The sequence below is a fragment of the Lysobacter arseniciresistens ZS79 genome (assembly GCF_000768335.1).
Classification (GTDB): domain Bacteria; phylum Pseudomonadota; class Gammaproteobacteria; order Xanthomonadales; family Xanthomonadaceae; genus Novilysobacter; species Novilysobacter arseniciresistens.
Genome location: NZ_AVPT01000003.1, coordinates 36965 through 50366 on the forward strand (window position 1 = coordinate 36965; position 13402 = coordinate 50366).

The 13402-nt window shown below is 71.7% G+C and carries 13 protein-coding genes; all 13 read right to left on the reverse strand.

Features of this window, described 5'->3' with window-relative positions:
* The 13 genes from motD to fliP all read right to left on the reverse strand — a co-directional run bounded on the left by motD (position 1) and on the right by fliP (position 13382).
* Positions 1–1020 (reverse strand): flagellar motor protein MotD, encoded by a 1020-nt coding sequence (gene motD / locus N799_RS02500; protein ID WP_036207393.1) that lies wholly within the window; start codon positions 1018–1020, stop codon positions 1–3.
* 10 nt (positions 1021–1030) lie between these two features.
* Positions 1031–1771, reverse strand: a complete 741-nt coding sequence (locus tag N799_RS02505; protein ID WP_036207396.1) for a flagellar motor protein — start codon at positions 1769–1771, stop codon at positions 1031–1033.
* 60 nt (positions 1772–1831) lie between these two features.
* Positions 1832–3631 (reverse strand): chemotaxis protein CheA, encoded by a 1800-nt coding sequence (locus N799_RS02510; protein WP_036207399.1) that lies wholly within the window; start codon positions 3629–3631, stop codon positions 1832–1834.
* Between the two features lie 3 nt (positions 3632–3634).
* A complete protein-coding gene (locus N799_RS02515) occupies positions 3635–4264 on the reverse strand; it encodes a protein phosphatase CheZ (RefSeq protein WP_052101085.1) in 630 nt (209 codons plus the stop codon).
* A complete protein-coding gene (cheY, locus tag N799_RS02520) occupies positions 4261–4653 on the reverse strand; it encodes a chemotaxis response regulator CheY (protein ID WP_036207402.1) in 393 nt (130 codons plus the stop codon). The genes N799_RS02515 and cheY overlap by 4 nt, the downstream gene beginning before the upstream one ends.
* A gap of 53 nt (positions 4654–4706) precedes the next feature.
* Positions 4707–5456 carry an RNA polymerase sigma factor FliA gene (locus N799_RS02525; protein WP_036207404.1) on the reverse strand — a complete coding sequence of 250 codons (750 nt, stop codon included), beginning with the start codon at positions 5454–5456 and terminating at the stop codon, positions 4707–4709.
* The gene (locus tag N799_RS02530; RefSeq protein ID WP_036207405.1) at positions 5453–6331 is read right to left on the reverse strand and encodes a MinD/ParA family protein; all 879 of its coding nucleotides are present in this window, start codon (positions 6329–6331) and stop codon (positions 5453–5455) included. Before N799_RS02530 ends, N799_RS02525 begins: the two co-directional genes overlap by 4 nt.
* Positions 6318–8126 carry a hypothetical protein gene (locus N799_RS02535; RefSeq protein WP_036207407.1) on the reverse strand — a complete coding sequence of 603 codons (1809 nt, stop codon included), beginning with the start codon at positions 8124–8126 and terminating at the stop codon, positions 6318–6320. The genes N799_RS02530 and N799_RS02535 overlap by 14 nt, the downstream gene beginning before the upstream one ends.
* 74 nt (positions 8127–8200) lie before the next feature.
* Positions 8201–10267 (reverse strand): flagellar biosynthesis protein FlhA, encoded by a 2067-nt coding sequence (flhA, locus tag N799_RS02540; RefSeq protein WP_036207410.1) that lies wholly within the window; start codon positions 10265–10267, stop codon positions 8201–8203.
* Positions 10264–11415, reverse strand: a complete 1152-nt coding sequence (gene flhB / locus N799_RS02545) for a flagellar biosynthesis protein FlhB (RefSeq protein ID WP_036207412.1) — start codon at positions 11413–11415, stop codon at positions 10264–10266. The genes flhA and flhB overlap by 4 nt, the downstream gene beginning before the upstream one ends.
* A 42-nt stretch (positions 11416–11457) precedes the next feature.
* A complete protein-coding gene (gene fliR / locus N799_RS02550; RefSeq protein WP_036207415.1) occupies positions 11458–12246 on the reverse strand; it encodes a flagellar biosynthetic protein FliR in 789 nt (262 codons plus the stop codon).
* Between the two features lie 13 nt (positions 12247–12259).
* Entirely contained in the window at positions 12260–12529 is a 270-nt protein-coding gene (locus tag N799_RS02555) for a flagellar biosynthetic protein FliQ (protein ID WP_036207417.1), read from the reverse strand.
* Between the two features lie 10 nt (positions 12530–12539).
* Positions 12540–13382, reverse strand: coding sequence for a flagellar type III secretion system pore protein FliP (gene fliP / locus N799_RS02560; protein ID WP_036207748.1), 843 nt, complete (start codon positions 13380–13382; stop codon positions 12540–12542).
* Positions 13383–13402 lie beyond the last annotated feature (20 nt).

Below are 13402 nucleotides of genomic sequence, written 5' to 3' on the forward strand. Positions count from 1 at the left end.
TCAGGGGACTCCCAGGGCGGCGCCGGCGGACGCGGCGTCCGGCAGCGGGTAAAGAGGGGCGAGGGCGTCGTCGGCGGCGGGCTGCCCGGCTTCGGCAGTGGCGGTGTCGACCTCGCCGGTGGCCGCGCCGGCCATCACCGGCGGCAGCGGTTCGGTGATCGCGTCCGGGCCCTGCGGCGCGGCGAGGATCACCAGCAGCACCCGCCGGTTGGCGTTGCGGCCTTCGACCGTGGCGTTGTCGGCCACCGGCTGGTGCTCGCCGAAGCCGACCACGGCCAGCCGCGACGGGCCGACGCCGGAACCGACCAGTTCGTGCACCACGCTGCCGGCGCGCGCGGCCGACAGTTCCCAGTTGGACGGGAACTGCGCGGTGTGGATCGGCTGGTCGTCGGTGTAGCCCTCGACCCGGACCGAGTTCGGCTCGTCGCGCAGCACGCCGGCGAGGCGGCGCACGGTTTCGGTCGCCAGCGCATTGGGCACCGCCGAACCGCTGGCGAACAGGATGTCGCTGCGGATCTCGACCTCGAGGAAGGTCTCGCTGCGGCGCACGGTGACCAGCTTGCGCTGCACCAGGTCCGACAGTGCCTCCTGGATGCGCTTGCCGATCGACTGCAGCTGCATGGCGCGCTGGCCCTGCGCCGCGTCCGGGCGCATCGCCGCCTGGGTCGGCCGGGCCATGTGGCCGAAGGTCGGCATGTCCAGCACCTGCAGCATGCGCGGCGAGTTGATCGGGCTCGCGGCCGACGGCCCGGCCTTGGAGTCGGGCGTCTGCATCGAGGGCCGGTCGAACGACGAGCCGCGCAGCTGGGTCTTGCCCAGCTGGATCGGCGAGATGGTCCGCGGCGCGCCGCCGAACGCCGACGACAGCGAGTCGGCCAGCACGCGGTACTTGCCCTCGTTGAGCGAGGAGATCGCGTACATCACCACGAAAAACGCCAGCAGCAGCGTCATCAGGTCGGCGTACGGGATCGCCCAGGCCTCGTGGTTCTGGTGCTCCTCGTGGCGGTGGCGGCGGGCCATGCGCGGCGCCTCAATGCACGAAGCCGTTGAGCCGCGCCTCGATGTTGCGCGGGTTCTCGCCCTGGGCGATCGCGATCAGGCCTTCGACGATCATCTCGCGCTCCTGTGCCTGGTGGCCGATCAGCCCCTTGAGCTTGCTTGCCATCGGCAGCAGCGCCAGGTTGGCCATGCCGATGCCGTAGATGGTCGCGGTGAACGCGGCGGCGATGCCGTGGCCGAGCTGGCTCGGGTCGGCGAGGTTCTTCATCACCGCCATCAGGCCCAGCACCGCGCCGATGATGCCCAGCGTCGGCGCATAGATGCCGGCGCCTTCGAACACCTTGGCCGCGGCCACGTCGCGGTCGGACTGGCCGTGCAGCTCGATCTCCAGCATCTGCCGGATCGCTTCCGGCTCGACGCCGTCGACCACCATCTGCAGGCCCTTGCGCAGGAACGGGTCCTCCAGCGCCTGCACCTCCGCCTCCAGCCCGAGCAGGCCCTGCTTGCGCGCGGTGCCGCTCCACTCGACGATCCGCGCGATCACCGCGGTGCGGTCCTGCATCGGCGGCTGGAACACCCAGCGCATGATCTTCAGCGCCCGCTTGAAGGTGTCCATCGGGGTCTGCAGCAGGATCGCCGCGATGGTGCCCAGCACGACGATCACGAATGCCGCCGGCGACCACAGCCCGGCCAGCCCCGCGCCCTTGAGCACGCTGCCACCCATCAGGGCGCCTATCGCCAGTACCGTACCGATGATGCTGAGCCTGTCCATTGTTCGCGTTATCGGTTTCCGGAGCGGTTTCTTGAGGTGGGCGGGGCGATGCGGGTGCGGTCAGCGGTTGCCGCGCACGCCGGTGCGGTAGAGCGCGTCGACGTCGAGGATCAGCGCCATCCGGCCGTCGCCGATCAGGCTGGCACCGGCGTAACCGGCCAGTCCGCGCAGGGTTTTCGGCAGCGCCTTGATGACGACTTCCTCGCGCCCGCGCACGCTGTCCACCGACAGGCAGAAGCGCTGTTCGCCGGACTGCAGGACCACCGCGGTGGGTTCCTCCAGCGCGGTGCCGGGCACGCCGAGCCACTGCCGCAGCGACAGCAGCGGCACCGGTTGCTGGCGCAGGTCCAGCACGGTCTGGCCGTCGACCTGCATCGCCGCGCCGCGCTCGTGCGACAGCACCTCCACCACGCGCACCAGCGGCAACGCGTAGACGTCGCCGGCCAGTTCGACCAGCAGCGTCGGCAGGATCGCCAGAGTCAGCGGGACGCGGATCAGGAAGCGGCTGCCACGTCCGGGCTCGGACTGGATCTGCACCTCGCCCGACAGCTCGCGGATCTTCGACTGCACCACATCCATGCCGACGCCACGGCCGGACAGGTCGCTGACCTCGGTGCGGGTGGAGAAGCCGGCCATGAAGATCAGTTGCAGGCACTCGTCGGGCGACAGCCGGGCGGCGGCGTCGGCCTCGATCAGGCCCTTGCGCACGGCGCTGTCGCGGATCCGGTCGGGGTCGATGCCGGCGCCGTCGTCGCGCACCTCGATGGCGACGTGGTCGCCTTCCTGTTGCGCGCTCAGCACCACCTGGCCCTGTGCCGGCTTGCCGGCGGCGAGGCGCGCATCGGGGCTTTCGATGCCGTGGTCGATCGCGTTGCGGACCAGATGCACCAGCGGGTCGGACAGGGCTTCGACGAGGTTGCGGTCGAGCTCGGTCTCGGCACCGATGACTTCCAGCTCGACCTTCTTCTGCAACTGGCGGGCGACGTCGCGGGCGAGCTTGGGGAAGCGCGAGAACACGCGGCCGACCGGCTGCATGCGCGCCATCATCACCGCCGACTGCAGGCGCGAGGTGGCGGCGTCGAGCGTCGTCACCGCGCGGTCGAGCTCGTCGTCGCGCAGGCGCGGGCGGATGGTCTTGAGCCGGTTGCGGGCGAGCACGAGTTCGCCGACCAGGTTGACCATCGCGTCGAGCCGGCGCACGTCGACGCGCACGGTCGGGTCTTCGGCGTGGGCGGCCGCGGCCGGCTTGCGTGGTGCAGGCGGCGTGGCCTCGGTTGGAGTTGCAGGCGCCGGCTTCACCGGTGCCAGGGCGGGCGCTGCCGGCGTCGCCGCGGGCGCGGCCTCGCCGCTGCCGGGCAGGTTGCCGGCGCCGTGCAGGCTGTCCAGCAACGCGTCGAAATCGAGGTCGTCGAGGTCCTCGCCGATGCCGGCCGGCGCGGCGTCGGCGCCGCTCGCGGCCGGCGCGGCGGCACCGCCGGAACCGGCGCGCAGACCGTCCAGCAGCCTTTGTGGCGCCGGCATCAACGTCTCGCCGGCGGCCACGCAGTCGAGCAGGTCGACCAGCAGGTCCAGTGACTGCTGGGCGCCGTCGAAGGCGTCGGCATCCAGCGGCACCTCGCCGCTGCGCGCGGCGTTGAGGCGGTCCTCGACCGCGTGGCAGATCGCCACCATCGGCGCGAAGTCGAGGAAGCCGGCGCCGCCCTTGATCGTGTGGAAGCCGCGGAACACCGCGTTGAGGCATTCGCGGTCGGCCGGGCTGCGTTCGAGCGCGACCATCTGCTCGCCGAGCTGGTCGAGGATCTCGCGCGCCTCGATCAGGAAGTCGGCGCAGATGTCATTGCCTTCGAACGCGGCGTTCATGCGTCAGAGCCCCAGCGAGGACAGCAGTTCGTTGGCGTCGTCCTGGGTCGCCGGGGCGGGGTCGAGGCCGGCGATGGACGGGCCGTTGCCGCGGCTGGACAGGTGCAGCGGCGCGCTCGGCCCGGTGACCTCGCCGAGGCCTTCCTGCACCGCACGCACCAGCTCCACCACGCGCAGGATGATCTGCCCGGTGAGGTCCTGGTAGCCCTGCGCGGCGGTCATTTCCGACAGCCGCTCGCGGATGCCGGCAACCGCGTCGGGCTGGCTCGCGTCGCCGGACTGCAGGCGGCCGAGCAGGCCCGAGCACTCCTGGATCAGGTCCAGCGTGCGCATGCTGGCGGTCTCGGTCAGCGTGACCACGTGCTCCAGACGCGCGCAGGCGTCGGGCAGCGAGCCGCCGTGGCTGGTGGCATCGCCGAGCGCGAGTTCGAGCTCGCGTGCGATCCGCGCCAGCCCCTGCACGAACGGCTGCGTGCGCCACTGGATCAGCTCGTCGACGTTGGCCCGCCAGCCGGCGTGGTCGTCGTGCTCCAGCGCCCACAGCGCCGCGTGCAGGCGCCGCGTGATCAGCTGGCGGTCCTGCTCGGGCAGGCCCCGGGCCGGTTCGTCCGTGCCGGTCGCCGCGGTGCTCACGCCGCCGACTCCAGCCGCTCCCAGATCTTGCCAAGCTTGTCGCCGAGCGTGGACGCGGTGAACGGCTTGATCACGTAGCCGTTAACGCCCGCCTGCGCGGCCTCGATGATCTGCTCGCGCTTGGCCTCGGCGGTGACCATCAGCACCGGGATCCTGGCCAGCGAGGCGTCGGCGCGGATCGCCTTGAGCAGGTCGATGCCGGGCATGCCGGGCATGTTCCAGTCGGTGATGACCAGGTCGAACGGGCCCTTGCGCAGTTCCACCAGCGCGGTGGAGCCGTCGTCGGCCTCGGTGGTGTTGAAGAAGCCCAGGTCGTTGAGCAGGTTCTTGACGATGCGTCGCATCGTGGAGAAGTCGTCGACGATCAGGATCTTGATGTTCTTGTCCATGGGTCAGGCTCGTGCAGCGGAGTGTCCGGGAAAGGGGGCGGCGGCGGAGGCCGTCATTCGTCGTCGAGCTGGGCTTCCTCGCGCCAGTCGCCCAGCCGCGCGCGCAGGCGCAACATCGCCTGGCCGTGGATCTGGCAGACGCGCGATTCGCTGATCGACAGCACCGCGCCGATCTCGCGCAGGTTCAGCTCCTGCTCGTAGTACAGCGACAGCACCAGCTGTTCGCGCTCGGGCAGGTCGCCGATCGCGCCGCCGAGCGCCTCGCGGAAGGCGGTGTGCTCGAACTCGCGCGCCGGGCTGGCGCTGCCGGTGGAGGCGAGCCGCGGCTCGCCGTCGTGCTCCTCGATGTGCGCGTCGAGGCTGATCAGCTGCCCGCGCGCGGCGTCCTCCAGCATCCGGTGGTACTCGTCCAGCGGCACTTCGAGCTGGGCGGCGACTTCCTGCGCGGTGGCGGCGCGGCCGGTGTCCTGCTCGACCGCGCGGGTGGCGGCCACCACGTCGCGGTACTTGCGGTGGACCGAACGCGGCACCCAGTCGCCGCGGCGGATCTCGTCGATCATCGCGCCGCGGATGCGGATCGATGCGTAGGTCTCGAACGCGGCGCCCTGGTCGGCCTGGAAATTGCGGGCGGCGTCGATCAGGCCGAGCATGCCGGCCTGGATCAGGTCGTCGACCTCGACGCTGGCCGGCAGGCGTGCGGCGAGGTGGTGGGCGATGCGGCGCACCAGCTCGCCGTGGCGCTCGACCACGAGTGCGGTCTCGCTGGGCTGGTGGGCGCGATAGGCGGCAGCGGCGGTGCTCATGCGGCGGCACTCCTCGACGGTTGCGCGATCAGGCGCTCCATGAAGAACTCGACGTGGCCGCGCGGGCCCTGCGGGCTCTGCCACTGGCCGGCGCGGCGGGCGATGTCGCGGAACGCGGCCGAGGCCGGCGCCGACGGGAACGCGTCGACCACCGCCTCCTGCCGCTGCACCGCGCGGCGCAGCCACTCGTCGCGCGGGATCGCACCGAGGTAGTTGAGGGTGACGTCGAGGAACTTGGACGTGACCCGCTGCAGCTTGTCGAACAGCAGCCGGCCCTCGGCGGCGTGTTGCACCTGGTTGGCGAGGATCTGCACCCGGCTGACGCCGCGGTCGCGGCTGAGCACCTTGATCAGGGCGTAGGCGTCGGTGACCGAGGCCGGCTCGTCGCAGACCACCACGATCACGTCCTGCGCGGCCTGGCAGAAGGTCAGCACCCCATCGGCGATGCCCGCGGCGTTGTCGACCACCATCGTGTCGATCGGCACGTCGAGCTGGCTGAAGGCGTGCACCAGGCCGACGTGCTGCTGCGGCAGCAGCTCGGTCATGTGGCGCTTGCCCGAGGCGGCCGGGACGATCCAGATGCCGCCGGGGCCCTGCAGCAGGGTGTCGCGCAGCTCGCAGCGGCCGGCGAACACGTCGGCCAGGGTGAAGCGAGGCGACAGCCCGAGCATCACGTCGACGTTGGCCAGGCCCAGGTCGGTGTCCAGCAGCAGGGTGCGCTGGCCGGCGTTCTGCAGCGACAGCGCGAGGTTGACCGAGACGCTGGTCTTGCCGACGCCGCCCTTGCCGCTGGCCACGGCGATGACGCGCACGGGCGCCGGCGCAGCGCCGGGCTGCGTCGCCGGGAAGGTCGGGTTGTGGTCAGGCGACGGCATGACGGTCCTCGGTGGCAAGGGGGTTATCGGCAGCACGGCGCAATTTCTCCAGTAGCAGCACGAGGCGGGAGGCATCGGCCGCGGCGAGGTCGGTGGTGACCTGCTGGCCGGCGGTGGTGTAGGCCAGGCTCAGGCCGTTGCGGATCACGGTCGACAGGGCGGCGCCGAGGCGGCCGGTCTCGTCGAGCTTGGTCAGCACCACGCCCTCCGGGCTGGCCATGCGGTAGCGGCGGACCACCTCGTTCATGTCGTGCGGGTGGCCGTTGGCCGGCAGCACCAGCAGGCTGCGCACGTTCTGGGTGGCCCGCAGCCAGGTGATCTGGCCGAGCAGGGCACGGTCGCGGGCGCCGTAGCCGGCGGTGTCGACCACCACCAGCGGGTAGTCCTGCAGCTGGTCGAGGGTCTGCTGCAGCGCCTCCGGGCCGTTGGCCTCGCAGACGGTGATGCCGAGGCGGCGGCCGTGGGCGTGCAGTTGCTCGCAGGCGCCGACGCGCTCGAAGTCGGTGGTGACCAGGGCGACGTCGCGGGCGCGGTGGCGGGCGGCGAAGCGGGCGGCGAGCTTGGCTGCGGTGGTGGTCTTGCCGGCGCCGGTCGGGCCGACCAGGGCGATGATGCCGCCGTCCTCGATCGGCTCCTCGCGGGTGACGGTGAGCATGCGGGCCAGCTCGGCCAGCATCGGCGCGTGCACGCGGGCGGGGTCGAGGGCGGGGTCGATCTTCGCCGCGAGGGTCTGCGCCAGCGATTCGTCGCAGCCGTAGCCGAGCAGGGTGTCGAACGCGGCGGCGCGCGCCGGCGAGCCCTTCAGGCGCTCGACCGCGAACTGGCCCATCTCGCGCTCGATCAGCTGGCGCATGGTCGCCAGCTCCTCGCGCATCGCGGCGACGGCGGGGTCGGCGTCCCAGCGCGGGACGGCGTGCAGGTGGCGGGGGGCGTCGGCGGGGTCGTTGGCCGGCTCCGCCCCGGCGACCGGCTCCAGCGTCAGTTCCGGGTGCGCGGGGGTTTCGGTTTCGGGTTCCGGTTGCGGCTCGGGCAGCGGTTCGAGGGTCAGTTCGAGCTTCGGTGCGGATGCCGTGACCGCGGCCGGCTCTTCAGCGAGGGCCTGCGTGGCAACCGCAGCCGGAACCTGCGCCGGCGCGGCCGTCGCCGTGGCGTCCTGCCCGGCGACCGGCCGCGGCGACGCCGGCGGGGAAACCTGGTTGGCGGCCGACCGTGCGGCGCCGGACAGGGCGACCACGTCGTCGGCCGGTTCCTGCAGGGCGGCGGCCGGCACGCCGAGCGCAGCCATCATCGCGTCGAAGCGGCCGGCGCCCGTGTCGGCGGTATCGTTCGCGCGGGACGGGGCGTTGCCGGCCGGCGCGGTGGTGGCGGGCGCCGGGTTCGCGTCGCCGGTCAGCTCGGCCAGGGTCGGCTCGTTCGATGCCGGGCGGTTGGCGTCGCCGATGCGGAACACCGCGCGGGCGCGGCTGGCGAGGGTCTCGCGGACCGGCGGCGGGGTCGCGGTCGCAACACCGGCGAACGACGGCAGTGGCGCCTCCGCCGGGGCAGGCGTCGGCACCGCAACGGGCCTGGCGGCCGGCGCGGCCTGCGCCGGCATCGACGGTACCCGCACCATCGCCGGCGCGGCGGCGCGCAGCGCCTGGTGCACCAGCGCCTCGTCGTAGTCGGTGGCCGAGACCACCTCCACCCCGCCCTCGCACGGCCGGTTGGAGAGGATCACCGCGTCCGGGCCCTGTTCGTCGCGGACCATCCGCAGCGCGGTGCGCATGTCGCTGGCAATGAATCGCTTGATTCTCATCAACTACCCCTGACCACTCCGGCTCGTGCCGTTCTCGTTTCGTCCCGCACCGCGGTGGCGGTGCCTCGTTGTGTTCAGCCGACCGCGCCGACCAGGCGCAGCCGCTTGTCTTCCGGCACTTCCGTGTAGGCCAGCACCGACAGCGCGGGGACGCTGTGGCGGACGAGCCGCGCGATGGTTGCGCGGATGCCCGCCGGGACCAGCAGCACCGCGGGTTCGCCGCGGCCTTCCTGCTGGGTCACGCAATCGCTGAGGTTCTGGTGCAGCCGCTCGGCGAGTCCGGGTTCCAGCGCGGCCCCCTGGCCGTTGACCGAGTCCTGCAATACCCGTTCCAGCGCCGGCGCCAGGGTGTAGACGGGCAGCTCCGGGTTGAGCCCGTTGAGCTCCTGCACGATGAAGCGGCCCAAGGCGGTGCGGACCGCGGCGGTCAGCGTGGCCGGGTCCTGGGTGTGGGCACCGTGCTCCAGCAGGGCCTCGACGATCTGCCGCATCTGCCGCAGCGGCACCTTTTCGACCAACAGCGACTGCAGCACCCGCACCACCACCGACAGCGGCAGCAGCTTGGGCGTCAATTCCTCGACGAGCTTCGGCGCCGCCTTGCCGACGCTGTTGAGCAGCTGCTGCGCCTCTTCGTGGCCGAGCAGCTCGGAGGCGCGCTCGCGCACCACGTGCGAAAGGTGGGTGGCGACCACGGTGGCGGCGTCGACCACGGTGTAGCCGAGCGACTCGGCGTGGGCATGCTGCGATTTCTGGATCCACACCGCGTCCAGCCCGAACGCCGGGTCCTTGCCGGGGATGCCATCGAGCGGGCCGAACACGCGGCCGGGGTCGAGCGCCAGTTCGCGGTCGGCGTGCAGCTCGCCGGTCGCCACCGGCACGCCGTGGACGAGGATGCGGTACTGGCCCGGCGCCAGTTCGAGGTTGTCGCGCACGTGCACGGCCGGGATCAGGAAACCGAGGTCCTGGGTCAGCTTGCGGCGCACGCCCTTCAGCCGCGCCAGCAGCTCGCCGCCCTGGGCCTTGTCGACCAGCGCGATCAGCTTGTACCCGACCTCCAGCCCGAGCGGCTCGACCGGGCGCACCTCGTCCCAGCTCAGTTCGGCGGTGGTCGGGGCGCTGGCCAGTTCGGCGGACTCCTCCTCGACCCGCGCCTCGGTGGCGCCGCGCCTGTGCAGTTGCCAGGCGGCATAGCCCAGCACTGCGGCCAGGGCCAGGAACGGGATGTTCGGCATGCCCGGCACAATGCCGACCAGCCCCATCAGCAGCGCCGCGACGATGAGTGCGCGCTTCTGCCCGAACACCTGCTTGCGCACCGCCGGGCCCATGTCCTGCTCGCGGGTGGCGCGGGTGACCAGCATCGCCGCCGCGGTGGAGATCAGCAGCGCCGGCAGCTGCGCCACCAGGCCGTCGCCGATTGCCAGCAGGGTGTAGACCTGGGCCGCGTCGCCGAAGGCCATGTCGTGCTGCATCAGGCCGATCAGGATGCCGCCGACCAGGTTGATCGCGAGGATCAGCAGGCCGGCGATGGCGTCGCCGCGGACGAACTTGCTGGCACCGTCCATCGAACCGTAGAAGTCGGCTTCCTCGCGGACCTCCTCGCGGCGGGCCTTGGCGTCCTCGCGGCTGAGCAGGCCGGCGTTGAGGTCGGCGTCGATCGCCATCTGCTTGCCGGGCAGGGCGTCGAGGATGAAGCGCGCCGACACCTCGGAGATGCGCCCCGAACCCTTGGTCACGACCACGAAGTTGATGATGGTCAGGATCGCGAACACCACGATGCCGACCGCATAGCTGCCGCCGATCACGAACTGCGCGAACGACTCGATGACGTGGCCGGCCGCGGCCGGGCCTTCGTGGCCGTGCAGCAGCACCACGCGGGTGGAGGCGACGTTGAGGCCGAGCCGCAGCAGGGTCACCAGCAGCAGCACGCTGGGGAACACCGAGAACTCCAGCGGCCGCTTGACGTAGACCACCGCCATCATCACCACCAGCGACAGCGCGATGTTGATGGTGAACAGCGCGTCCAGCATCAGCGGCGACAGCGGCACCACCACCATGGCCAGCAGCGCCAGCACGATGACCGGGGCGGCGGCGCCGTTGCGGACCGCGGCGGCGACGCCGGAAAGCCGGCTCTGCGAACTCATCGCGTCGGCTCCCCGTCACCGCTGTCGGGCGCGCCATCGGCGCCGACGTCGACCTGCGACAGCACCGGCGCGGGCCCGTGGGCCGGGTGCCAGCGCCTGAGCTGGTAGATGTAGGACAGTACCTGCGCGACGGCGGCGTAGAGTTTCACCGGGATTTCCTGGTCGACCTGCGCCTGCCGATACAAGGCGCGTGCCAGCGGCGGCGCCTCCAGCACCGCGACCCGGTGCTTGCCGGCCACGTCGCGGATCGCCAGCGCCATCTCGTCGACGCCCTTGGCCACGACCTTCGGCGCGCGCATGTTGCCGGCGTCGTACTTCAGCGCGACCGCGTAATGGGTCGGGTTGGTCACCACCACGTCGGCGGTCGGCACCGCCTCCACCATCCGGCGCTGCGACATCTGCTGGGCGATCTGCCGGACCTTGGCCTTGACCTCCGGGTTGCCTTCCATCTCCTTGAACTCGTCGCGGATCTCCTGCTTGGTCATCTTCAGCTTGCTGCGGTGCCGGTAGTGCTGCCACGGCACGTCGACGGCGGCCAGCACGGCGAGCGAGCCGACCATCGCCAGCAGCGCCCAGAGCGCGGTATCCAGCCCGGTCCTGATCGCCTCCTCCAGCGACATCCCCGGCATCGCCACCAGCTCGTGGAAGCCGCGGTAGACCATCGCGGCGCCGACGCCGAGCACCAGGCCGACGCGCATCAGCGAGCGCAGCAGTTCGGCGAAGCCCTCCTTGCCGTAGATGCGGGCCAGGCCGGATGCCGGGTTGAGCCGCTTGAAGTCCGGTTGCAGCGCCTGGGTGGAGAACCGCAGCCCGCCCAGCACCGCCGGGCTGATCAGGCACGCCAGCAGCGCCGCGGCCAGCATCGGCAGCACCGGCAGGACCAGCCCGCCGGCCAGCCGCGCGCTGTGGGCAAGCAGGCGGTCGGGGTGGCCGAGCAGGGCCGGGTCGAGCATCAGCGCGCCGCGCAGCCAGCCCTGGCCGGCATCGGCCAGCGACGACGCGGTGACCATCAGGGCGACGGTCGCCGTGCCCAGCACCGCGACGTTGCCGAGTTCACGCGAGCGCGGTACGTCGCCCTTTTCGCGGGCGTCGCGAAGGCGTTTTTCGGTAGGTTGTTCGGTGCGGTCGTCCTTGTCTTCGCTCGCCATCTCGCCGGCCCTGTCGTGGGCGGCGGACGGCCGGCCCGGTTGCTATGGAGTCAGTGCGCGGGCCGCGAGGAAGGCGTCCTCGAACAGCCGCTGCACCGGCCCCTGCAGTTCCCGTGCCAGCAGCGACATCAGCACCAGCCCGACCAGCAGCGCGACCGGCAGGCCGATCTGGATCGGGTTGAGCGAGGCGGCCGCGCGCGACAGCACGCCGAAGGCGAGGTTGGACGCCAGCAGCGCCATCATCACCGGCAGCGCCAGCAGCAGCCCGACCCGCAAACAGGTACCGAAGAACGCCGGCAGCGCGGCGAGGAAGCCCGCCACGTCCGCCAGAGGCGTGCCGATCGGCAGCGCGTGGTAGCTGTCGACCAGCAGGTTGACCAGCGCCAGGTGGCCGTCGAGGGTGAAGAACAGCAGCCCGAACACCAGGAAGAACCATTGCGACAGGACGTTCGAGGAGGCGCCGCTGAGCGGGTCGGCCATGGTCGCGAACGACAGGCCCATGCCCTGGCTGACCAGCTCGCCGGCGAACTGCCCGGCCTCGAATGCGAGCCGCAGCACCAGCCCCAGCGCGATGCCGACGGCGAACTCGCGGATCACGTTGAGCACGGTGGCCGCGTCGACCGCGGCCGGTGGCGGCGCCGGCAGGATCGTCGACATCGCCGCCGACAGCGCCAGAGCCAGCACCAGCCGCGCCCGCATCGGCATGCCGCGGCCGCCGACCATCGGCAGCACCTGCAGCGCCGCGCCGATCCGCAGCAGGTGCCACAGCACCGCGGCGAGCATGCCGAACAGGTTCAGCCCGTCGACGGTGGTGGCGGTGACCGGATCCATCGGGCGCGCGCGCTCAGCCGATCAGGTGCGGGATGCGCTGGAACAGGTCGGTGGTGAACGACACCAGCCGGCCGAGCAGGAAGTGCCCGGTCACCGCCAGCACCGCCACCAGCGCAATGGCCTTGGCGACGAAGGCGATGGTCTGCTCGTTGATCTGGGTGGCGGCCTGCAGGATGCCGACCACCACGCCGATCACCAGCACCGCCAGCAGTGGCGGCGCGCCCAGCAGCAGCGCCATCTGCAGGCCGCGGCCGATCTCGGTGAGGGCGGTTTCCGGACTCATCGTGCGCGCCTCAGGTGTTGAAGCTGGCGGCGAGCGAGCCGACCACCAGCACCCAGCCGTCGACCAGCACGAACAGCAGGATCTTGAACGGCGCCGAGATCATCATCGGCGACAGCATCATCATGCCCATCGACATCAGCACGCTGGCCACGACCAGGTCGATGATCACGAACGGGATGTAGATCAGGAACGCGATCTCGAACGCGGTTTTCAGTTCGCTGGTCAGGAACGACGCGGCCAGCACGCCGAACGGCACGTCCTGTGGTGACGCGTAGGGACCGGTGCCGGACAGGCCGGCGAAGGTCATCAGGTCGTTCTCGCGGATCTGCGCCAGCATGAAGCCGCGGAAGGGTTCCAGCGCCGCGCTCCACGCCTGGCGGAACTCCATCTGGTCGTTGAGGTAGGGCGAGATCGCCGTGACCCAGGCCTGGTCGAACACCGGCATCATCACCATCGCGGTGAGGAACAGCGCCAGCGCCAGCAGCACCTGGTTGGACGGGGTCTGGCCGGTGCCGAGTGCCTGTCGTAGAAGCCCGAGCACGATGATGATGCGGGTGAACGCGGTCAGGCCGAGCAGCGCCGCCGGCAGCAGCGTGATCGCCGTCATCAGCAGCAGCACCTGCAGCGGCATGCTGACCGGCTCGCCGCCGATGTTGCCGACGTTGACCGACGGCAGCGGCTGGCTGGCCGCCGGGACCGCGGTGGCCGGCGCGGAGGCCGCCGGAGTGGCGGCCGGCGCGGTCTGCGCCTCGGCCGGGGCGATGAACAGTGCCGCCGCGAACAGCAGCATCAGCGCCATGCCGATGCGCAGCAGGCGGGCGGCGCGGGTGGCCGGGTTGCGCCGGCCGGGAATGGCGACGACCTCGCGGCTTG